Origin of the sequence: Rosenbergiella metrosideri (genome assembly GCF_022602565.1) — a bacterium.
Taxonomy (GTDB): Bacteria; Pseudomonadota; Gammaproteobacteria; order Enterobacterales; family Enterobacteriaceae; genus Rosenbergiella; species Rosenbergiella metrosideri.
This window is the reverse complement of record NZ_JALBCV010000019.1, coordinates 22,632-43,631: the sequence shown is the minus strand read 5'-3', so window position 1 is coordinate 43,631 and position 21,000 is coordinate 22,632. Positions and strand designations below refer to the sequence as shown.

Genomic DNA, 21,000 nt, shown 5'->3' with positions numbered 1-21,000 from the left:
TCAGCCTTAAATTGCTGCAGTTTACCTACGATCAAAGCATAAAAAAGGCGACTGGTAAGGCATAGCAGGAAAATCGATTTCCCTGACAGGGGTTTATCTGCCACGCTTCTTCTGAAGCCCTGAAGCGGGCAATGAGTCTTATCCCTTACCCCCTATGCAGGAAAAATGATGATAAAAAAATACGGAATTCCGGGACTGACCGCGGTGGCGTTTCTTCTCATCAGCACCCTCGCCGGTGCCGCAGAGGAACGCTGGACGTTTGACGGCGATATCCACAACAATTCCCTTGCTGTCAGTCCCGATGAAAAAATGGCGGTGGCGTCCTACAGTGATCGCTCTGACGTGGTGGTCTACGACCTGGCTGCCGGGAAGGTCAGAAAGGTGATGAAGGGCTACGTCACCCCCCGTAATGCACTTTTCTCTCCGGACGGCAAGGCCATATTTCTTTCTGACAGCAGTCTCGGCGTGGTCAGAAAAATCAGCACCGGGACGCTTGACGTGGCGACAACGCTGCCGCTGGGGCCCGGGGCCTTCGGCACGGCCATCAGCTGTGACGGGCAGCGTCTGTATGTGAATAACGAGGCTGCCAGCACGCTCTCGGTGTATGACCTGACACACAACCGGCCCGTTGCGGTCGTGGCGGGTTTTGCCCAGCCCCGTCAGGGCATCAAAATCAGCCCGGACGGTAAAACCGTCTACGTCACCAACTTTAAGGGCGATAAAATTACCCTGGTTGACGCCGTGACGGGCGACATTCGCGGCGAGATAACCGGCTTCAGCAAGCTGCGCGCCATATCTGTCAGTGCCGACGGCCGCACACTGTACGCGGCTAACAGCGGCAGCAACACCATCGCCGTGGTCGACACGCAGAAGCGCGTCATTGCGGCAACCATCCCCGTGGGGCAGGACCCTTACGGTGCCGCGCTGACGCCGGATAACCGCTATGTTTACAGCGGCAACCTGGGCGACAACAGCCTCTCCGTCATTGATACCGCCGCCGGTAAGGTGGTCGCCACCGTTACCGGACTGGATGCGCCCCGCCAGGCCATCGTTTTCAGTAAAGACGGTGCCCGCGCGTGGGTGCTCAATAAAGACCTCAGCATCGCGGTGGTTGACCTGAAACAGAATCGCGTCACGGCAACGATTAAAAGCCCGCCGCAGGCCTGACAGGGCTCCCCCACTCAGGTGCAACGCAGTGACGGTACGGCGTGGAGTAGGGGCTATGATAACCACTTTTACAGGTTATTTATAAAAGTATAACTTGTTTTAAAGATTATTTGCGATATGCCTATACTGTTCCTGTCTACTCAGGAGATTCAGGCATGAACGATAAAATATTCACCCTGCATAACGGTGCGCGCCCGCTGAGCGCGCTGAGCAGCCCGAAAGAGGCCATACGTCAGTTCACGCCTAACTGGTTCGCCGCAACAATGGGGACCGGCATCCTGTCGCTGTCTCTGGCGCAGTTCCCCTGGCAGGTTCCGGGATTGCGCCTCGTTGCGGAAGGGCTCTGGATGTTCAACATCCTGCTGTTCAGCGTCTTTGCCGTGATGTATCTGGCCCGCTGGGTCATGTACTTTGGCGAGGCAACGCGCATCTTCGGCCATTCAACGGTGTCCATGTTCTTCGGCACCATCCCGATGGGCATGGCGACCATCATTAACGGGCTGCTGGCGTTCGGTCTTCCTCGGTGGGGCGCAGACGTCATTCCGGTGGCACACGCCCTGTGGTGGCTGGACGTGGCGATGTCGCTGCTGTGCGGCGTGTGTATTCCCTACATGATGTTTACCCGGCAGCAGCACAGCATTGACCAGATGACCGCCGTCTGGTTACTGCCGGTCGTGGCCGCCGAGGTCGCGGCGGTAAGCGGCGGCCTGCTGGCGCCGCACATTGCCGACACCCACGCGCAGCTCGGTATCATTATTACCAGCTACGTGCTGTGGGCGTACTCCGTGCCGGTGGCTCTGAGCATCCTCGCCATTCTGCTGTTGCGTATGGCGCTGCACAAGCTACCGCACGAAAGTATGGCAGCCTCAAGCTGGCTGGCTCTGGGGCCGATTGGCACCGGGTCGCTGGGTATGCTGGTCATCGGCGGAGATGCGCCAGGAGTATTTGCTGCGGCGGGCATGCCGGAAATGGGTCATATCGCCCAGGGCGTGGGGTTTGTGGCCGGCATTCTGTTCTGGGGTTGCGGCCTGTGGTGGATGCTGCTGGCCACGCTGATAACCGTACGATACTTCCGTGAAGGCATCCCGTTCAATCTGGGATGGTGGGGCTTTACCTTCCCGCTGGGTGTGTACACCGTGGCCACGCTGAAGCTGTCCACCCTGATTGACCTGGCGTTCTTTAAAGGCTTCGGTGCGCTTCTTGTCGTCATGCTGGCCGCCATGTGGCTGCTGGTCGCGGTGAAGACGGTGCGCGGGGCATGGAGCGGGAAACTCTTTGTTTCCCCTTGCCTGGCAGGCCTGGACCGGAAGCCGTGAGTGAAACCTGCACGTCGCTGCTGGACCCGTTTTTACGCGAGGAACGCCTCGCGGCGGTCACCGAGCCGCACGTGGCCGCGCTGAATAGCTGGGTCAGCGGGCGGCGTCAGGCCGGCGTGGAGCTGCCGTGGTTTGATCCGGCCGACGGCGGGAGCGGGGCCGGATTGCTCGTCCTGCTGCAGTCGCCGGCGCGCAGCAGCCCGTCACCCCGGTTCGTCTCGCGAGATAACCCGGGGCCGGCCCAGCAGAATCTGGGGCGGTTTCTGACGGAAGCCGGTATTGCGCGCCGGGACAGCGTGCTGTGGAATACGGTGCCCTGGGTCAGTGACGGGCCGCAGAAGCGGCCCTCAGCGGCGGATATCCGTACCGGCTGCGCCTGGCTTGAGGACGTACTGGCGCATCTGCCCGCGCTGCGCGTGGTGGTGCTGGCCGGTGCCGTAGCGGCGCAGGCCCGCGGGACGGCCAGTCACCTGCGCCCCGGCGTCACGGTGCTGACGATGCCGCACCCCAGCCCTCTATCGCTCTGCACGAGCCCGGCGGTGCCGGAAAACATCCGCCGGGTGCTCCGCGAGGCACGGGCTGCTCTGGCAGGCTGAGATCGCCAGCAGAATAATACTGACAGGTTTTCCGTCCGGTTCTATACTCAGACAACAGGGTGATGGCGTTCCACCTTTCCCAACCGCTCCGTTCCGGAGCTGATGACGCCTGATGTGACTCTTGATTTTCAGGAGGTGCGTAAGGCCGTCCCTGATTTTTCCCCGGCGGGGGGTGAGGTCCAATGGGGCGAAAACCTACGCTAAGCATCACATTAGTTGATGAACTCACTACGTGGGTAAACAATCAGGCTAATAATGAGGTTATGATAAAAAATCCTAAAGCCGTCATGATGAGTGACCCAATGACGTGAACAAGTACGGACGTCAAAGCCCACAGATAGTTTCCCGCCTGGAATAATGCGAATACTTCAACAGAAAATGTTGAGAAAGTGCTCAACCCTCCACAAAGGCCCGTTGTTATCAATAATTTCCAAAAAGGATCAAGGTGTGGTTGTTTTAAAAAGTACGCCAGTGCAGCACCAATAATTAATCCTGCCAGAAGGTTCACCATCAATGTACCAGGCGGGAGGTTTGGAAAAAGACTGTTCAAGCGTGTGGACAGTAACCAGCGCAGAGTGCATCCAACAGAACCGCCGATAATGACGGCAAAAAGCGATTTAATCATATACCCCTCATAAAATAATTTTTTTTCGTAACAATATCAGGACATTTCCTCATTTGGCTGACATTGTTAATGTATATCCTTTGACTGCATGCAAGATAAGGGGAGGTCCTATTTATTTGACATTAATACCCTCGACAGTTGCTGAGCAGAAGCCCCCACGACAAGTGACAGAATGACAACACCTACAGTGGGGAGCGTTTTACCGATGAACAAGCAACCAAGGAGTAACACGGCGTAGGTGACGACAATCCCAGTAAGCATAGAAATAACAAAAACGTGAGCTTTCATCATACCCCCAGAATAACCCCGACGTGTAAGCCGGGGTTATTGGCACAATAAGGTCATTTAAAGGCAGACTTTCCTGCAAATTGCGCCGATGAACCCAGCTCATCCTCAATTCTCATGAGCTGGTTGTATTTTTCGATACGCTCACCCCGACACGGCGCCCCTGTTTTAAGATGGCCGGCACGCATGGCTACTGTCATATCAGCAATAAAGCTGTCCACCGTTTCACCGCTGCGGTGTGAGATAAAGGTGCCCCAATTGCTGTCATGGCAAAGTTGCACCGCATCAAAGGTTTCACTCAGGGAACCAATCTGGTTGAGTTTAATCAATGCTGCATTGGCAAGGTTTTCGTCAATGCCGCGCTGAATATACTTTACGTTGGTCACAAACAGATCGTCGCCTACCAATTCTATCTGGCCTCCCAATGCACCGTGCAGGATTTTCCATCCAGCCCAGTCATCTTCAGCGAGGCCATCTTCAATCAAGGCAATCGGGAAATTTTTAACTAGCGTCTGGTAGTAATTCGTCATTTCCTGCGAGGTCAGCTCGGCATTCTCTGTGCGCAGATGATATTTCCCATCACGATAAAACTCGCTGGATGCCGGGTCCATACAAATGACAATGTCTTCACCAGGGCGGTACCCTGCTTTCTCAATCGCCAAAACGATCAGTTCCAGCGGCTCACGATTAGAAGAAACGACAGGTGCAAAACCACCTTCATCTCCAACCCCCGTCGACAGCCCCTTTTCCAGAAGAACCTGGCGGAGCGAGTGATATACTTCGCTACCCCAGCGCACGGCTTCCCTGAATGTCGGTGCTCCGCAAGGGGCAATCATGTATTCCTGAAAGTCAGCTCCCTGCCCACGGGCATGAACTCCGCCATTGATAATGTTCATGCAGGGTACTGGCAGAAGGTTAGCCCCAATGCCGCCAAGATATCGGTACAAAGGCGTATGAGATAACTGCGCCGCGAGACGCGCTGTGGCTAATGACACGCCCAAAATAGCATTTGCTCCCAGGCGTGCTTTGTTGTCTGTTCCGTCCAGGGCAATCATAATGTCATCAATGCCACGTTGATCGCGCACATCATGTCCTTTAAGGCTGTCATTAATCTCTGTGTTAACACTCTCGATTGCCTTGAGTACCCCCTTTCCTCCAAAGCGAGTTTTATCATCGTCGCGGCGTTCGATGGCCTCACGCGAACCGGTACTGGCTCCTGAAGGTACGGAAGCTCTGGCAAAAGTGCCACACTGGGTGATGACATCGACTTCAATAGTCGGGTTCCCCCGGGAATCCAAAATCTCTCGGGCAACGATTTTCTCAAGAATAAAGCTCATATAAACCTCAGGCATTAGTGAGTCGTAATATGTTTAATCAACACATCAACGGTCAGGTGGTTAATGAATTCAATGGAATGTGAAGAGATCATCCCAAACAGTCTGTTTTTATGTCCCATAATGACCAGATCAACACCCGCTTCGGTGACGCAGACTTCAACGTCACGAAATCGATGAATTGTGACAATTTCTTTTACATCAACAGGGACGCTGGCTGACTGCACTAACCGACTTAACATGGCTTTTGCAGCAATAACGTCGGCAGACTGACGGTCTTTTGTTAAAGAATCGGAGGCAATATCGAGTTCACGGTAATCCGACGTGAGATGTCCAAGGGTGATCGCCGTTCCTTGCTCATGAAAACTTTGCGCAACACTTTGGAGCAGAAACTGACCGTCAGACTCATCACTGAGCAGTATGAGAGCGTGTTTATACATTGGCATCGATTACCTCCAGGAGGTTGATATAGCGCTCGTCAACCACGGCAGTATGTCTTTTTTCCTGCTGATAACCCCAGGCAGGGACAAACTCGCGAAGTTGAGCACATTATTTTCTGAGAAATATAACGTTGAGTTTTTTTGAAAAATATCTGTGATAGTCATCACTGCAATGTCAAAACCGCCACACTGACATTCTTTCATCAGTGCTGTATGAAGGTCGGGAAGAACCAAATCCACATCTGCCATGGCCGCGACTTCAATTTGTGACAGGAGCACCGAGGTACCGTTAATCTGGTAGCGTTTAGCGTCCTTCATAAGCAAAGTGTGGGGGCTTTGCCCCCGGATATCGGTTTTAGCGACAAGTAACCCCTTAACAAAGGGGTCATAGTTGAGTTTGCTGATTGCGATTAAACCCTTTACGGCAGCAATATCATGAACGGTCGTCGTCGGTGAGCTGAGGGCAACTGTATCGCTCAGAATAGCCCCTAACATCAGGGTAGCCTGAGCGCTGGAAATACTCAGTTGGTTTTCAAAGGTAAGGATTTGCCAGAGGATAGTGGCACAACATCCGACGGCGCGTATCCATACATCCGGAGGATTTTGTGTCATCACAGTACCCAATCGGTGATGGTCAATGATGCCAACAATATTGCTGAGAGCTAAAGAAGGAGGTCCTTGCTCCGCATCGGTAAAATCGACCAGCCAGACCGGCGTCCCACTCAGGTCTTCGCTAAGTAATCGAGGAGCGTCAACCCCGGCTTGCTGCAAAATGAAGGCGGTTTCTGGGGTAATTTCACCCAGCCGAAATGGGGTTGCAGACTTCCCAAGCATGTTTAACCAGTCTGCGGTGACAAGTGCACTGCAGATACTGTCGCTATCGGGATTTTGGTGGCCAAAAACATAAATCATAGCGACACCTTTAATAAATAAGGTGAGCAATGCATGGATGAGTGACTACAAAGAATTTTTTTCATAAGAGTACCTGACATACGTGCCTAAGGAGAAAAGCAAAAATGTATATCAGGCGTCATCATCCGAACTGAAGAGTCCGGCGGTTGGGAAAGGTGGAACACCATCACCTTGATAAAAATCATAGGTGAAAATCGCGATGTGCGCAACAAAAGTTCCTGCTTCCTCAACCAGATTTAAATTGTCAGGGCCTTCAGAAAATTTTTAAGGTCTCAATCTGTTGAATGGCGGGTGAGTTTTTTTATTCTGAAATACGTTGCACGAGAAATACCCGTTTTCTCTATGATGAGTTTAACGGTGGCACCCTGGCTGATAAGTTCCCGTACCATTGCTGATTTTTGATGAGGTTTACGGCCAAACTTAACACCAGCGGCCATAGCAACCAGCCGACCATCGTTGGTGCGTTCGAGGATGCGCTCACGTTCAGCTTCAGCGACAGCCGCGAGTATCTGAATCACCATTTTCCCCATAGTACCTTCAGTACTCAGTCCATTCTCCAGAAAACGAATGGCGATCCCCTTTTTGTAACAGGCGTCCACAATGTGGATCATATCCGCTGTATTGCGGCCAAGCCTGTCCATTTTTGTACAAATGATGATGTCGTCTTTTTCGGCACGGGCAAGCAGCCGTTGTAACCCTTCGCGTTCATCCGTGGCTCCCGACATCGTGTCAGTAAAAATTCTGTCATCTCTGATACCGACAGATTTCAGCTCTGTGAGCTGCTGCGTCAGTTTTTGATGACTGGTTGATACTCTTGCATACCCCAGTAATGCCATATTGGTCTCAAAAATCGATATTGATACTACGTAGTATCATAAGGTATAAATCACGATTTTTGATACTTATGTTTGATGCCATTTTTAGCGGTCTCAAAATTTATAACATTTGAGATAGTTAAAAATAGACCTAAGTCATAGTTGCGCAAGGAGTGCTTAATGCCTATTGATTTTTTGACCGAAGAGCAGAAGCAAAATTATGGACGTTATGCAGCGGAACCGAATGAGGTGCAACTGTCCCGCTATTTTATTCTGGATGAAAATGACCTGGCATTCATAGCACAACGACGAGGAGATCAGAACCGTCTTGGTATAGCCCTTCAACTGACATCAGTCCGATTTTTAGGCGCGTTCCTGGCTGATTTGACTCTGGTTCCGCACAACGTACAAGCCTTTGTTGCCAGGCAGCTTTCAATCAGCCGGACTGAGATTCTGGCAGAATACGCAAAACGAGAACCAACCCGTTGGGAGCATTACGCCCAAATTAAAAAGTATTATCACTATCATGAATTCGGGGAGTTTCCGTGGACATTTAGGCTGAACCGGTTGTTGTATACCCGCGCATGGATTAGCAATGAACGCCCCAGCCTGATGTTCGATTTCGCCACTGCATGGCTGGTACAGCATAAAATTTTATTACCAGGAGCCACAACACTCACACGAGTGATCACCGAAATCCGCGAACGAGCAGCTAACCGACTTTGGCAGCGATTACTGGCATTGCCCAATGATGAACAGAAACAACAACTGGATGAATTACTGATCTTTAGTGAAGGCCAGAGAGTATCCATGTTCGAGCAACTGAAAAAAGGTCCAGTGACAATCAGTAGTCCTGCGTTTAATGATGCACTGGATCGTTATAATAAATTGCACCAACTGGGTTTTCAGCAACTTGATTTTACAGGCCTTCCACCTGCTCAGCTAAAAAGTCTTGCGCGCTATGCCAATGTTACCTCGGTAAAAAAGATAGCTCGTATGCCCACAAATAAACGTACAGCGATACTTATTGCCTTTGTTAAATCATTGGAGGTCACTGCGCTGGATGAAGCCATCGATGTTTTGGATATGCTGATCACTAATATTGCGGGAGAGGCTAAAAAAGTGGGGCAAAAGAAACGGCTGAGAACGCTGAAGGATCTGGACCGCTCTTCGTTAATGCTGGCAAAAGCCTGTGCGCTCCTGCTGGATGAGGTAATCGATGATGCGCACCTCCGAAAATCGATTTTTTCCTGCATTCCCAAAGAAAGACTGGCTGAGTCTGTCAAAATGGTCAACGAGTTGGCTCGGCCGGCAGACAATAACTTCCACGATGAAATGATTGAACAATATGGACGCGTTCGCCGTTTTCTGCCCAGAGTGCTCCGAGAGTTAACTTTTCGGGCAGCCCCAGCGGGAGAACAGACCCTGGCAGCCTTTAACTATTTATCGTCACTAGGCACTTCAAGAAAGCACATACTTGACGATGCACCGAAAAACATTATCACCGGTGCCTGGAAACGACTGGTCTTTGACGAAGAAGGCCGAGTGAGACGACCTGGCTATTCACTATGTCTACTGGAACGGTTTCAGGATGCATTAAGGCGGCGAGATATTTACCTTGAAAATAGCGATCGTTGGGGTGATCCACGGTCAAAACTGTTACAAGGGACAGAATGGCAAGCCCAACGGGTTCCTGTCTGTCGAGCATTAGGTCACCCTGTAAATGCTCGGCAGGCAACAGAAAAGCTGGCTCAGCAGTTAGATTATGCCTGGAAAACGGTAGCTGATGGTTTTAATGATAATGCGTCAGTTCATATCGACCACGCAGGGAAACATCCTACGCTGATTATCAGCAGCCTTGAGAAACTGGATGAACCACCCAGCCTGATAGCTCTAAACAGGCAAGTCAGACGTCTTTTACCCTTGGTGGATCTGACGGAGCTATTGCTGGAAATCAATGCCCACACAGGATTTGCCGAAGAATTTACTCATGTCAGCGAATCCAATGCGCGAGCAAAAGATCTGCATGTCAGCATTTGTGCCGTATTGCTGTCAGAAGCCTGCAATATTGGCTTTGAACCATTGATTAAGCACAATATTCCATCATTAACCTGACATCGCCTGAGCTGGGTTAAACAAAATTATTTTCGGGCCGAAACGCTTATCAAAGCTAATGCCCGCTTGGTTGATTATCAGGCAACCTTAGGTCTAGCACAGCTATGGGGTGGTGGAGAGGTTGCTTCTGCTGACGGTATGCGTTTTGTGACGCCAGTAAAAACAATTAACGCTGGACCTAATCGAAAATACTTTGGCTCCAATCGGGGAATTACCTGGTACAACTTTATTTCCGATCAGTTTTCTGGTTTTCACGGCATTATTGTACCGGGCACCTTGAGGGACTCAATCTTTGTTCTGGAAGGTTTACTTGAACAGCAAACGGGGTTGAATCCACAGGAAATTATGACTGATACAGCAGGTGCCAGCGATTTGATATTCGGTCTGTTCTGGCTGTTGGGATACCAGTTTTCTCCCCGTCTGGCGGACTCCGGAGATGCCGTTTTCTGGCGAGTGGATAAAAATGCAAATTATGGTCCTCTCGATGAACTGGCCCGTGGTTGCATTAATCTGGCACTGGTTGAGGCTAACTGGGACGATATGATGCGGATTGCAGGCTCTCTTAAGCTGGGTACTGTACAAGCATCAGAGTTAATCCGTAGTTTATTGAAGAGCACGCGTCCGTCCAGTCTGGCACAGGCCATCATTGAAGCGGGGCGAATAAATAAAACGCTGTATCTGTTGAATTATATTGATGATGAAGATTACCGCCGCCGAATACTAACGCAACTAAACCGGGGTGAAGGAAGACATAGTTTGGCTCGCGCCATTTGTCATGGCCAACGTGGCGAAATCAGAAAGCGCTATCGCGAAGGGCAAGAGGATCAACTGGGATCGTTGGGACTGGTAACAAATGCTACTGTTTTATGGAATACGCTGTATATGCAGGAAGCCCTTGGACATATTAATACTGATAGCCAGCCTACTGAAATTAATGAAGAAGACATGTCAAGATTATCACCATTGATGCATGGCCATATCAATATGTTAGGTCATTACTCATTCACCTTGTCTGAAAATGTGATGAAAGGTGAGCTAAGACCGTTAAATCAACAGGTTAACGAATATATAGACGCTTAGCGTAGGTTTTCGCCCCATTGGCCCTCAAACCCCTCATTCTGTAAAGACCCTATCGAGAGGTAAAGAGCATTATCGTTTTCCCTACTCAGACGTTATAACTTTCGTAAACAAGATTAAAGAGGCGAGGAAGCCTTAACAAAATAACCTTGTTATCCTCAGCTCTCCTTCACATAGGTCGATTCGAATAATGAAAATCAAAGGAATACCCTACACGAAAGTGAAATTTAAGGCTTTGCAAGATCCTCAGGTCTTAAAGGCCTATCTCCAAGAAAAGAAAGAGTTTGCTCCAATTAAAAGCAGAGCTATGACCATATTAAAGATGAACGTCGTCATGGACCCTTGGCCTAGAACTCCTTACTCATTAATTAAGGATAAGAATCTGATTACTAATCTTTATCCTTGGTTTTCGTTCGCTAAATATATAGAAAAGTCCCCTGATTTCTTTATACCTAGAGACGATGTTTTCTGATCCTGGCAGACAAAGGTACCTAATAGACGGAAAAATCATTGTTCTATACGTCAAATATTAATTAACTAATGAACGTCGTCATGGACCCTTGGCCTAGCGCTCCTTACTCATTAATTGAGGATAAGAATTTAATTACTAAGCTTTATCCTTGGTTTTCGTTCCCTAAACATGTAGAAAAGTCCCCTGATTTCTTTATGCCTAGAGATGATGCTTTCTGATCTTGGCAGACAAAGGTACCTAATAGACGGAAAAATCATAGTTCTATACGTCAAATATTAATCAACGACTGTGAAAACAAACAACCCACTTGATATGACATCAAATGAGAGATCATCATGATTGAAGAAAAACGCAGATTTAAAGCTATGTTAGAAGGTTTTCCCGATATCGCGGCGTATTGGGACCTGGACGCTATGAAGACAACGCTGAAATCATCTGAAGGCTTACCTTTAAGCAGTGGTGAGCTCATCTTAGTGGATTTTTTTCTGTCTATTTGGTTCGGCCGCACTGTGAATTTTGATTTTATCCGGGCCGCAGAAAGACTCAGTAACGATAACAAAATCCTCATTATGGATTGGTTTATGCACCCGTATTACCCTCGATAAGCCCCTAGAGGCGCCGTAAGGGTTAAGCCTCGATATATTCGGACAAAAAAAAAACCGCCTATTAGGCGGTTTTCTGTAGCAACGCTATTTGTTTTGCTTTTTTTCTCGGGTAAATCTCACGTCGTTCTTGAATACCTTAGCCAGTAGTAAGACTGTCGCTACAAACCCGCCAATGGCTACAACGGTAGAAATATTGCTGGACCACGCAAAGTGGGAATTTAAATAAAAGCCTATCCCAACCCAGGCACCGGCGCTTACAAGTAGTAACTCACCAGGTGTGCCGTAACTGATTTCAGCATGGCATCCTCTACATACTTTCGCGCCTACTGGGATGTCAGTCCTACACTCAGAGCACGTCATATTTTGTCCTGTCATTCTTATGCCCCCGATTAATAGACTATAGCGTTATTGACCCATTGAGGGTGACCGTTTTTCATGTCACACCGCATGACAGTGTTATCCGACATCGTAATAACAAAGCCTTGGGAGTAAGTTTTTTCACCGGCGAAGCAATTGGTTTTGTCGTCACCCTGCACGCTGTTGGCCTGGCCTTGTTTAAGCGTCATAAGAATTTGCGTGAGCAGTGTGTTTGTCGTGTTTTGAGACTCCAAAACACGGTTTAGCTGAGATTGTTCAGGCTGGGCGACGCTTGCGCTGGCTGAGTTTACGCCGCCTACTGAACATGCGAAGACGAACGCTGAAATGATGCGTTTACGATTCATACTTATCCTTTGACGTTGATTATTGAGGTTTATTGAATGTTGAAAAAAACAGTTCGGCAAAATCGATACACTCGTTCCAAGCTAACGAGCGCGTACGGCGGCTATTTTTGAAGACAGATTCGGGTAGTTTTAACCCTTGATAATTGCCTGACGTTGCATAGGCTTGACCTAGTTCCAGCTCGGGGACCCCCAAAACAATAGCGAATTCTTTTGTAGTCATTCTTGCTTTGCCGGTCGGATCTTTTTTTGGAAGTGTTCTGATTGGTCTAGACATAACAGCCCTTAGTACGTTGATTGCCAGTTTGTACCCGTATCCCATCGAGATCGCCAATGGCTTAAATAGACTTTTGCCACGTCAGGTAAATCTTGCATGACGACAACATTTTCTGAGTTCGTATACTCGGCGGCTTTGGTAAAATTAAAAGACCCTGTCTCGACCGTCTTGTCGTCCACTATGATCACTTTGTCATGGTGAATTTTATAATTATCCGTCGTTCGTACACTTCCCCCGGCATTGACTACTAGGTTCATTGCAGCTTGTGAGTAGCGGTTTCGATTACTTTTCTCATCTAAAATAAGCTTAACTTCAACACCTCTTTTCGCGGCGCGACTTAACGCTGATGCGATGTCCGCCGCACTAAAGTTATAACCAGAGAGATTTATACTTTTTTGTGCGTGGTTAATGGTGCTGAGTACGAGTGCTTGCGCAGAGCCTTCAGGACTGAATCCTACTTGAATATTAGGGCTAGCTTGGCTGCTAAAACTGCACAGTACTGTTAGCCCGAGGAGGGCTAGGACCTTAGGTCGGATCATATGAATACCTTGTTTAAGGGTAGGGGGAAAGCGGGGGGTCCCGCCTTGGAGTTATGCTGCGCGACGTTCGTAGTTTTTCAGCTCGTCTGCTTTAACTGTCAGCCGCTTAGGCTGAGGGTAGTGCGTTTGGTAGCGACCGCCGGTTTCCTTAAGCATGATCGCTGTTAACGAGAATAACCGGGCACTACGCTCTAGAGGCGTCGTATCTTCGCCTTCTATAAGGTCCATAACTGTTAATTCGTGGGCAATCGTATAAAGAATGCTATCAATAATTTTCGCGTGCTGAGGGTGACGTTGTTGTGACTTGTCGTTATCCCCCAAACCAATAGAAAGAATACGCGTTACTTCTTCGTTTCTTGCCAGTGTCCATCGCTCCCTGACTGTCATAAAGCTTCTTAAAACGTCTAGATTAGGTGTGGCGACCTCGATAAATCGATTAATACGAATATCCCTACTAGAAATTTTATCGTCGTCTTCAATGTAGAGTGAAGAGCCTCGAACGACATCACCTTGAAACAGTGTTATTTGCTCGCCTTTATTGAGTTGTTGTACTTCCTCGACGGTAATACGTTGCTCTTCTTTCAGTGATATTTGATCAGTATCTCTAAACGTACTCTCACCAAACATGCCGTTTTGTCGTTGCATCGATGTTTGAACGCCGGTGTATTCAGTCCCGCCAGATTTTTGGAACATCTCAAGTGTTTCTTTTGGGTCATTAAGCGTTCCAGCTACACGGGTAAACATGTTACCAATGAGTGTCCAAATCTTGTCCCCAGCCGCAGATTTTAAACGCTGAAGATCTTGCCCCGCTAACACCAGGGAATAACCAAGAGAACGTACTTGTGTAGCGAGGTGACCGAAGGTTTCCGTGTAATAGGCACCCACTTCATCGGCTATCCAGAGAAAAGGGAATCGGTCCTTAAATTTCTTAACGATAAGAATATCTTTTGCCTTTCCTTCTAATTTTTCCCCTAAGTCCTGGCTGAGGATCATCGCTGCCTGAGAGACCGTTAGACGCCCAAGCGTTGCGGCTTCACTGGAAGAAAGCTCTAGTGCGGGAATAAGGATCACGAGGATGCGGTCGTTATGAACGACGTCTCGTAAATCTATATCACCGGCACCGCTTGCGAAAACGTGACCGTAAGTATCGCTAAATAGCGACAACATCCGAGTGAATTGTTGTATCAAATAGCCATGTTGGTTTAGTACTTCGGCCGACCACTCAGAAGGTGAGTTGATAAGGGCCATATCAAAGCCCGCAAGCGTAGAGAGGTAGTTTTTAAGCGGTAACTTTGCCTCATCGTGCCAGTTTTCCGCAACTGCTTGTTGGTAAAGTTTAGCGATCTCCCTTAAAGGTAAATACTCTTGGATAGTACGCTGTGACATGACTTTATTTTCTTTACGGCATTTATAAACGAGTCCCATCACCAAAGCCTGGATCATCGCTTTTGCTTTTTCTTGCCAGCCTCCATCGTTACCGGCAGGCGGCAACATGGAGTCCATTAGCTGAATAATGTAGGTTTCTTGGGCCAGGGCAAACGGGTTGACCGAGTTTGATTGCGGACGTGATTTATCGTTATCGAGAAGCCGTTGGGATCGAGACTGACCGCCGGTAATAAAGTTAATTACACGTACATCGTCTTCTCGCCCAAACCGACGGGCAAGTGAAGCTATAGCAAAGTACACATCGTTTTGCGCTTTACCATCAGAGAAAATCATTCCTTTTCCCCAGCTTAAAGCATTCAAAACGTACCCTAAGAGCATTTCAGTTTTACCGGCACCGGTTGTGGCCATCAAAATTAAATGGCGAGTTAAGTCGTCCATGCTAAGCCATAACTCGCGACCGGCATCAAATGTTCGCTCATAGCCGGTGTATAAAATACCGGCGGCACGACTCATTTTTCGTTGCATACGTGTGACCGGTAAAAACCCCCACATTTTGACCGGTACGCGCATTTCGGTGGACGGGTCACCACGCTGCATATCTGTGGGCATACGTAAAGGCATGCGAAATTCGTTAAAAAGATAAACGGGTATCCAAAAGATCATTACTGGAAACGTTATCCATAACGAGCTGGGCCAAATAATCCCAGCAATAAGCCCAAGGAGCAGAGCTGCGAGGAGGTAAGACGTGTTGAGCGCTATCTCCTCAAGAGGCGAGTGATAGACTTTACGCCCGAGCTTTGTCTTGTCTACAGGTTTATTTCTCTTCATCTTGGCTGTTCTCCGAATTCTGGCTCATGAACTTCACCATCTCTTCAGGGCTTTTCATCACTGATTGTGGGACGTGGCGACCATCATCAGAGATAACCCAAGGCGTTCCAGGGATGTGATAGCTTTTAAAGGCAACATCGTTGACTGAAAGCGCTTTTGCGGCTAAATCGCACTCTTTACCTGCTAGCGCCGGTGCTTGCGTTTTATCTGACTTAGGGTCGTTGATATGCAACATATTATCCCCTTCAGAGAAGAGCTTAAGCCATGCTGCTTTGCGCTTTTCTGGCGGGAGGCAAAGAACAGGTTTTATCTGTGACGCGGACTCTTCGCCACCTATAGCGGTCGTTGGGAAAACTTGAACGTTATAACGAGTACTTAACGCTTCAAACAGTGGCTCGAAGTTACGGCAATTAGGACAATTTGGATCAGCGAAAATGTATAGAGTACGTTCGTGACCATTGGATAATGGGACAGTAAATAGATTACGACTCGCTGCTTTTTGAAGATTCTGCGCAAGACGTGTTTCACCGGCTTTAATCTGCGCCGGTGAGGGTTGATTAGGGTTCTCTTGATTTAGCTGTCCTGTGCTTGCTTGCGGCGTTCTAATTACCTGTTGTGGCGGCGATACGCGCTGAATTGGGGTAGAATGAGCGATCGCACGAGGTCCCTCAATCGAGGCAGTATTTTGGGCCATCGCGGGTAATGCTGGTCTATAGGTCGATTTGTCTTTGGTGTGCAATACATTGACCAATGCTGTCGTAGCAATAATTCCGCCCAACATAACGCAGGCAAGGATTTTATGACGATTATTCTTTTTGATAGCTGTTACGATAACATCTAAGAGCTGCTCTGCGGCATCGGTTGAAAAAGCATCATACAGGGCTATTTCTTCGCCATACTGCATACGTGCGACTAACGTTGTGCCTACGATGTAGAAGGACGGGCGGTTGAGCAGATTAACGCTAAAAATTGCTTTGCGGCCCTTTCGTGTTGAGAAGGCGATAAGTTGATTTTTTTTGATCTCGGCATTAAATAAAGTAGTAGTCATGGTAGCTCCTAAAGGTCGCTTACATCGTCAAACGGCGTCTCGCGGCTTACGTCTAACTTCTTAGATGGCGTTCGGGTAAACGTATTTACCGGCTTTTCTTGTTGATAAGACGAGGCGTATTGTTCAAGGTAGGAATCGTCATCATCCTGTTCTATCAGAATTGCATTTTGCGTTGTTACTGGGCTTTGAGTATCTGTACTTTGACTCAGTGGGCTATTACGAGCAGGCACATAATCATCGGTTTTCTTATGCGAGCTTTCTAACTGCGGGCTATGGCTTTCTTGGTCATAAGTATCGCTTTCAAGTAAAGGCGAGTACAAAGCAGCCTGATCATCGTCAATAAATGGACCCGTCGATAACTCGGGGGCTTGCCAATCAATATCTTTCGACTTTGATTTCTTCTCCGGGGTACGCTTTTCGTGAACTAAACCGATGGTCTCAAGATCTTGTTGGAGGCCGTCGATGGCAGTCTCTACATAGTCCACTTTGAGGTTTAGGTTATGTTCGCTCACCTTCTTTTCAAAACGAGCCTGGGCAAGAACGCCTGCGCCTTCGACAAAGACGCTTTGTGTATCGGTAGAGTGCAGCGCATACCACAAAGTGCGATCAATACCTTTTAGCCAACGATATTGAGAACCGGGTAAATGAATATCATTGGCGAGTAAACTTGAGAGTGCCGTTCTTACATAGGCATGAGTCGTGAATAGCTCTTTTACCTGAGGGACTTGCCATACGTTTTGAAATTCCTTATCGGTGATAGAAAAATCAGGGCGAAGCAAAGTGTTTTTATTGCTGCCCTTATGGCTTAAGCATGATCGATTAAGGCTATCTAATAGCTGTTTAGCTTTACGCCGGTCGTTAAAAAAAACCTGTAAACCAAAAACCGTAAACAGTGCTTTTTCATAATCCTTGAGGGATTTTCCGTCTGTAAACCGTTCGCCAAGTTGTGTGAGAAAAGCCTCTTTCGCTTTCTCTCGATCAAGCTGTTTTGCGTTAATAAGGTCGTATTTTTCTGCAAACTCTTCAGGGTGCATTGCCCAGCGATGTTCTTCTCGCTCGTCGTTCATCAGTAAATCTTGCGTTTTACTGTCAGCAAGCACTGGGACAATTGCCGGTGCAAAGCGAGACATCACACGGGGGAGAGAATAGATATTGATCATACGTTTACTACGAAGACCCAACGAAGGGTGACCTACAAGGCCGATAACACAGGCAATGCACATGGGAATAAGGAAAATAAATAAAATTCCCGAGGTGTGATTGAGTACATCGAGGAACTGTTTCGCCGTAACGCTATCTGCATTATTGGCGGTGTCTGCTAAAAGGTTAATCCGCTCTGCCGCATAGGCGTGTATTGTTGAGAAATCTGCAAGCCGCCACAACCAGTAAAGGGCGGTACAAGCAATGAGAACGAACTTACTAAACCATAGCCAGATAAAGAATACGGCAGCACCAAGCGATAAAAGCAATATCGCCTGATCGTTTTCAAACGAGTCAGTAGGCTTGACCTGAGACATAGAGGCTCCAGGGAAACAAAAAGAGATTTAGCGTCAGAGAAACGTAGAAAAGCCCCCAATGTTGGGGGCCTGAATTGCTATCAGATGAAGGCGTTTAGATGGACATCCAAGTGCTGCGAGTCAGCAGTTTTTTTAACGAATTGAGGGAACGGAGTTTTATACTCATACTCACGGTGTTGCATGGCACAAATAATGTCGTAAATTTTGAGTGCTTGGGTTTCACCGCGTAGCGCAGTAATCTCAAGAGAGGGACATTCCGGGATTTTAGTATACAACTTCACTTTATTACCCACACGTTCAACCCGAGTCCAAGAGCCTGCGTTCATATCAAGTCCAACAACGTCATATACGCCGTCTCGGGTCATGCGAATGTATAATATGGTCCCTCTTATAGCATCAACTCCCAAATAGTATTCTAAATTTTGAGTGACTGAGTTACCTTCTTGAGGGCGAAATTCCGGCCCTTCGAAGAGAGATATTATATTGTTTATTCTTTGTTTATAACGTCTGTTAGTACGCCAACTAATTACTATAGGAATGATAAATAATAACCAAAAAAATAGAGCGATTTTCCAATCGCCAGCATGTCCATTTGAAGAAGAACTACCGTTGTAGGTAAAGGTGTAAACGCATGCCAAGATAAAAAATATTGGCATGATGAAGATAGCGAAGAGTCCTTTTAAAACTCTAGATCTTGTTTCCGAACTTTTGGGTTCTCGCTTAATCATTGTTTGCCTCGGATGTAGTATTTATATACTAATTATATCATAAATCATTGATTTAATAACTATTTAATACCATCTTTACTAGATGTAGTATCCCGTTCTTGAGTATCCATACCAGGTGTTTTTGTTGCTCCTCTACCGAATCCAGCGACAATATTTGAAGCTGAATCAACCATGCCGCCCATGAGGTTTGCGCCATCACGACCACCCAAGAAATTAATTACGTAGTCAGGTAGCGTTACGACGAGAGCGAATACTTTAGTCACAAACGTTGTGCATATTCTGGCGTAAATCAATAACCAACCAACGGAGATGAATAGTCCAGTAAACGAGTCAATTTGCATGTTTGCTAATGCTGAAGCTGACAGCTTATTAAGGACTGTTCCGCCTGCGATAATTGTTACCGAGGAGAAGAAAAATCCAAGAACCATTAGCGAGGGTCGCAGCATCATATCGATGAGGAATACATAACCATACGATGCACGGCTTCCTTTATCTTCTTCCGCTCCTAAGTGCGTCGCTGCCCACATTGGCCCGGCAGCACAGCCTACTAACACACTGACAATCCAGTTTACAAAGCCAGTCATCCAGTAGATGAAGGGAATTGCCGGAAGAAATACAGCCAGGCTAAATCCTGCGGAAAATAGTATGAAAAGAAGAAAATAAAAGGGAGGGGAGACTGCCTGTAGAACGGCAACAACCGTTGACTGCCAACCGGTTAAGCCTTCTGTTATACGCCCTATTATATTATTTCCTGAGAAGGCTACGCCCGCTTGTACACCAACATAAGCCGTTAGTGCAGTACCTACTCCGTCTAATGTGTAGTCCCCAATAGTCTTCATCTTCAGTAACGGATTAACTTGGTCACTATCACTTGTAGAATTACCTATTTTGGTAGTAGCTATTGAGTTAGTGATTTTCTGCATTGGGCTATTAAACAAGCCCACAAAGACTGATTTCGGATCGGTACTGGACCCATTCACAAACTGATCGTTTTCAGTTTGCGTACCAACTGCCGGTGTATACGTCGTATTTTGTAGCTGCGTGCGGTAAGCCGAGAAGACTTCTTGATAAAGCTCACTACTTCCCAACTCCCCGATACCAGTAGGGCCACTAGTTTTAGGTGCAGACGCGGCGACGTCGTTCGTTTTACCGTTAGCGGTTGCAAAAGTCTGGTACCAAGCACCCAAAGCGGCCCAGCCGTAAGTTTTAATATTACTGCTTAAGGTACTTTGTAGACTGTCTTCGTAATCAATGTTATTGACTGCGCTGTTGACTGTTGTCTCGTAAGTACTCGCGGCGTTCTGGATGATTGTTTCAATGTCACTTAACGATCCTGAATCATTATCCCGTTTGCTAATAAAGCTTGCTACAAAGCTCGATGCGGCGCTATCTAGCGTACTCTGCATTTGCGACAGCGCTTCTTTTTGCGCATCGACGATAGCTGACGTATCTACATCCGAATCGAATATGATGCTCCAACTGCTGCTACGGGTCGTCGTCGGGATTGATGCGCTGCCGCAACTTGCTGATCCGTTGCTAGTGACATAACTTCCATCACTTGACGTTGTTTTCATCGTCTCTGTCGATGCGCTACCCGAGTCGTTATAGAAGCTTTCGAGCTGTGAATTGACTGCATACTTACAAAGGTCCATCTCAAAGATTTGTCGTGCTGAGGCACGCGTATCAGTAGATGTGGGCTGGGTGACTAACGAGTAGCCCGAGTCCATCATATCGACGGCTTTATCGGTAAGAAGGTTCGCGCTACCGACCCCCATTACTGAGGCTGCCCATAACATTATTAGCTGTGCGATAGACCATCCTGAGGAAGTCGGAACGAGTGAAATAAACCCCGCAAATGACATCACCGGCGCGAGCATACTTCGAGCTTGCCCGAAAACCTTTCCCTCTGATCCCGATTTGACGACACCTTTAAGCGTGACGGTCAAAAACCAGAACAGCGCTATCGCACACAAAACACCATTAAGTATGCCGAACAATGAGCCGATTACTGTCGTATCGGTTGTACTAAAAGGCGATGTCACAACATCGCCGAAGATAGCGACAAGGGCTTGTCTTGATAAATCGCTACTATTCTGGGCGGCACTGCTAATACTGCTGTACGTCACATCGTCTGCCAAAGCGGGTAGCGACAGGCACAACAAAATCAGCGCTGAGAAGAGCTGTTTAAATTTATTCATA

General features: G+C 47.8%; 18 protein-coding genes, 1 pseudogene and 2 riboswitches. Of the genes and pseudogenes, 5 read left to right on the top strand and 14 right to left on the bottom strand.

What is annotated here, in order from left to right; all coding sequences use genetic code 11:
* Positions 1-168 precede the first annotated feature (168 nt).
* The 3 genes from MKR94_RS14725 (at position 169) to MKR94_RS14715 (ending at position 3,079) form a co-directional block, all read left to right on the top strand.
* The gene (locus MKR94_RS14725) at positions 169-1,167 is read left to right on the top strand and encodes a YncE family protein (RefSeq protein WP_338328029.1); all 999 of its coding nucleotides are present in this window, start codon (positions 169-171) and stop codon (positions 1,165-1,167) included.
* Between the two features lie 155 nt (positions 1,168-1,322).
* The gene (locus tag MKR94_RS14720) at positions 1,323-2,483 is read left to right on the top strand and encodes a TDT family transporter (RefSeq protein WP_241647626.1); all 1,161 of its coding nucleotides are present in this window, start codon (positions 1,323-1,325) and stop codon (positions 2,481-2,483) included.
* The gene (locus MKR94_RS14715) at positions 2,480-3,079 is read left to right on the top strand and encodes a uracil-DNA glycosylase family protein (protein WP_241647625.1); all 600 of its coding nucleotides are present in this window, start codon (positions 2,480-2,482) and stop codon (positions 3,077-3,079) included. Before MKR94_RS14720 ends, MKR94_RS14715 begins: the two co-directional genes overlap by 4 nt.
* Positions 3,080-3,128: 49 nt before the next feature.
* Positions 3,129-3,198, top strand: a riboswitch (Fluoride riboswitch).
* A 125-nt stretch (positions 3,199-3,323) separates the two neighbouring features.
* Here the strand turns inward: MKR94_RS14715 and crcB are convergent.
* The 6 genes from crcB to MKR94_RS14685 form a co-directional block, all read right to left on the bottom strand.
* Entirely contained in the window at positions 3,324-3,704 is a 381-nt protein-coding gene (gene crcB, locus MKR94_RS14710) for a fluoride efflux transporter CrcB (protein ID WP_241647624.1), read from the bottom strand.
* A gap of 108 nt (positions 3,705-3,812) precedes the next feature.
* A complete protein-coding gene (locus MKR94_RS14705) occupies positions 3,813-3,992 on the bottom strand; it encodes a hypothetical protein (RefSeq protein WP_241647623.1) in 180 nt (59 codons plus the stop codon).
* A 53-nt stretch (positions 3,993-4,045) separates the two neighbouring features.
* Positions 4,046-5,326: a phosphopyruvate hydratase gene (eno, locus tag MKR94_RS14700; protein WP_241647622.1), complete on the bottom strand. Its 1,281-nt coding sequence runs from the start codon at positions 5,324-5,326 to the stop codon at positions 4,046-4,048.
* 14 nt (positions 5,327-5,340) lie between these two features.
* On the bottom strand, positions 5,341-5,769 hold the full coding sequence (locus MKR94_RS14695) for a universal stress protein (protein WP_241647621.1): 429 nt from the start codon (positions 5,767-5,769) through the stop codon (positions 5,341-5,343).
* Positions 5,770-5,772: 3 nt separating this feature from the next.
* Positions 5,773-6,675: a manganese-dependent inorganic pyrophosphatase gene (locus tag MKR94_RS14690; protein ID WP_241647620.1), complete on the bottom strand. Its 903-nt coding sequence runs from the start codon at positions 6,673-6,675 to the stop codon at positions 5,773-5,775.
* A 105-nt stretch (positions 6,676-6,780) separates the two neighbouring features.
* Positions 6,781-6,855: riboswitch (Fluoride riboswitch) on the bottom strand.
* Between the two features lie 92 nt (positions 6,856-6,947).
* Positions 6,948-7,511, bottom strand: coding sequence for a recombinase family protein (locus MKR94_RS14685; protein WP_241647619.1), 564 nt, complete (start codon positions 7,509-7,511; stop codon positions 6,948-6,950).
* A gap of 159 nt (positions 7,512-7,670) precedes the next feature.
* Here MKR94_RS14685 and MKR94_RS14680 point away from each other — a divergent pair.
* Together MKR94_RS14680 and MKR94_RS14675 are read left to right on the top strand one after the other, a co-directional pair.
* A pseudogene (locus MKR94_RS14680) lies at positions 7,671-10,685 on the top strand (Tn3 family transposase).
* A gap of 804 nt (positions 10,686-11,489) precedes the next feature.
* Entirely contained in the window at positions 11,490-11,759 is a 270-nt protein-coding gene (locus tag MKR94_RS14675; protein ID WP_241647618.1) for a hypothetical protein, read from the top strand.
* A 389-nt stretch (positions 11,760-12,148) separates the two neighbouring features.
* Here the strand turns inward: MKR94_RS14675 and MKR94_RS14670 are convergent, their stop codons facing one another.
* From MKR94_RS14670 to MKR94_RS14635, 8 genes are all read right to left on the bottom strand, one after another.
* Positions 12,149-12,481, bottom strand: a complete 333-nt coding sequence (locus MKR94_RS14670; RefSeq protein ID WP_241647617.1) for a hypothetical protein — start codon at positions 12,479-12,481, stop codon at positions 12,149-12,151.
* 19 nt (positions 12,482-12,500) lie between these two features.
* Positions 12,501-12,755: a hypothetical protein gene (locus MKR94_RS14665; protein WP_241647616.1), complete on the bottom strand. Its 255-nt coding sequence runs from the start codon at positions 12,753-12,755 to the stop codon at positions 12,501-12,503.
* 8 nt (positions 12,756-12,763) lie between these two features.
* On the bottom strand, positions 12,764-13,294 hold the full coding sequence (locus tag MKR94_RS14660; protein WP_241647615.1) for a phospholipase D family nuclease: 531 nt from the start codon (positions 13,292-13,294) through the stop codon (positions 12,764-12,766).
* Positions 13,295-13,345: 51 nt separating this feature from the next.
* Entirely contained in the window at positions 13,346-15,508 is a 2,163-nt protein-coding gene (gene trbC, locus MKR94_RS14655) for an F-type conjugative transfer protein TrbC (protein WP_241647614.1), read from the bottom strand.
* The gene (locus MKR94_RS14650; RefSeq protein WP_241647613.1) at positions 15,495-16,556 is read right to left on the bottom strand and encodes a DsbC family protein; all 1,062 of its coding nucleotides are present in this window, start codon (positions 16,554-16,556) and stop codon (positions 15,495-15,497) included. The genes trbC and MKR94_RS14650 overlap by 14 nt, the downstream gene beginning before the upstream one ends.
* Positions 16,557-16,564: 8 nt before the next feature.
* Positions 16,565-18,073, bottom strand: a complete 1,509-nt coding sequence (locus MKR94_RS14645) for a secretion/conjugation apparatus DotM-related subunit (RefSeq protein WP_241647612.1) — start codon at positions 18,071-18,073, stop codon at positions 16,565-16,567.
* An 80-nt stretch (positions 18,074-18,153) separates the two neighbouring features.
* On the bottom strand, positions 18,154-18,801 hold the full coding sequence (excA, locus tag MKR94_RS14640; RefSeq protein WP_241647611.1) for a plasmid IncI1-type surface exclusion protein ExcA: 648 nt from the start codon (positions 18,799-18,801) through the stop codon (positions 18,154-18,156).
* A 59-nt stretch (positions 18,802-18,860) separates the two neighbouring features.
* Positions 18,861-20,999: a DotA/TraY family protein gene (locus MKR94_RS14635; RefSeq protein WP_241647610.1), complete on the bottom strand. Its 2,139-nt coding sequence runs from the start codon at positions 20,997-20,999 to the stop codon at positions 18,861-18,863.
* Position 21,000 lies beyond the last annotated feature (1 nt).

Coding starts and splice junctions, on each gene's coding strand:
- MKR94_RS14685 (WP_241647619.1), bottom strand. CDS start 7,511: ATGGCATTACTGGGGTATGCAAGAGTATCAACCAGTCATCAAAAACTG.
- MKR94_RS14725 (WP_338328029.1), top strand. CDS start 169: ATGATAAAAAAATACGGAATTCCGGGACTGACCGCGGTGGCGTTTCTT.
- crcB (WP_241647624.1), bottom strand. CDS start 3,704: ATGATTAAATCGCTTTTTGCCGTCATTATCGGCGGTTCTGTTGGATGC.
- MKR94_RS14645 (WP_241647612.1), bottom strand. CDS start 18,073: ATGTCTCAGGTCAAGCCTACTGACTCGTTTGAAAACGATCAGGCGATA.
- MKR94_RS14690 (WP_241647620.1), bottom strand. CDS start 6,675: ATGATTTATGTTTTTGGCCACCAAAATCCCGATAGCGACAGTATCTGC.
- MKR94_RS14705 (WP_241647623.1), bottom strand. CDS start 3,992: ATGAAAGCTCACGTTTTTGTTATTTCTATGCTTACTGGGATTGTCGTC.
- MKR94_RS14635 (WP_241647610.1), bottom strand. CDS start 20,999: ATGAATAAATTTAAACAGCTCTTCTCAGCGCTGATTTTGTTGTGCCTG.
- MKR94_RS14670 (WP_241647617.1), bottom strand. CDS start 12,481: ATGAATCGTAAACGCATCATTTCAGCGTTCGTCTTCGCATGTTCAGTA.
- MKR94_RS14650 (WP_241647613.1), bottom strand. CDS start 16,556: ATGACTACTACTTTATTTAATGCCGAGATCAAAAAAAATCAACTTATC.
- MKR94_RS14660 (WP_241647615.1), bottom strand. CDS start 13,294: ATGATCCGACCTAAGGTCCTAGCCCTCCTCGGGCTAACAGTACTGTGC.
- MKR94_RS14720 (WP_241647626.1), top strand. CDS start 1,323: ATGAACGATAAAATATTCACCCTGCATAACGGTGCGCGCCCGCTGAGC.
- MKR94_RS14695 (WP_241647621.1), bottom strand. CDS start 5,769: ATGCCAATGTATAAACACGCTCTCATACTGCTCAGTGATGAGTCTGAC.
- trbC (WP_241647614.1), bottom strand. CDS start 15,508: ATGAAGAGAAATAAACCTGTAGACAAGACAAAGCTCGGGCGTAAAGTC.
- MKR94_RS14665 (WP_241647616.1), bottom strand. CDS start 12,755: ATGTCTAGACCAATCAGAACACTTCCAAAAAAAGATCCGACCGGCAAA.
- eno (WP_241647622.1), bottom strand. CDS start 5,326: ATGAGCTTTATTCTTGAGAAAATCGTTGCCCGAGAGATTTTGGATTCC.
- excA (WP_241647611.1), bottom strand. CDS start 18,801: ATGATTAAGCGAGAACCCAAAAGTTCGGAAACAAGATCTAGAGTTTTA.
- MKR94_RS14675 (WP_241647618.1), top strand. CDS start 11,490: ATGATTGAAGAAAAACGCAGATTTAAAGCTATGTTAGAAGGTTTTCCC.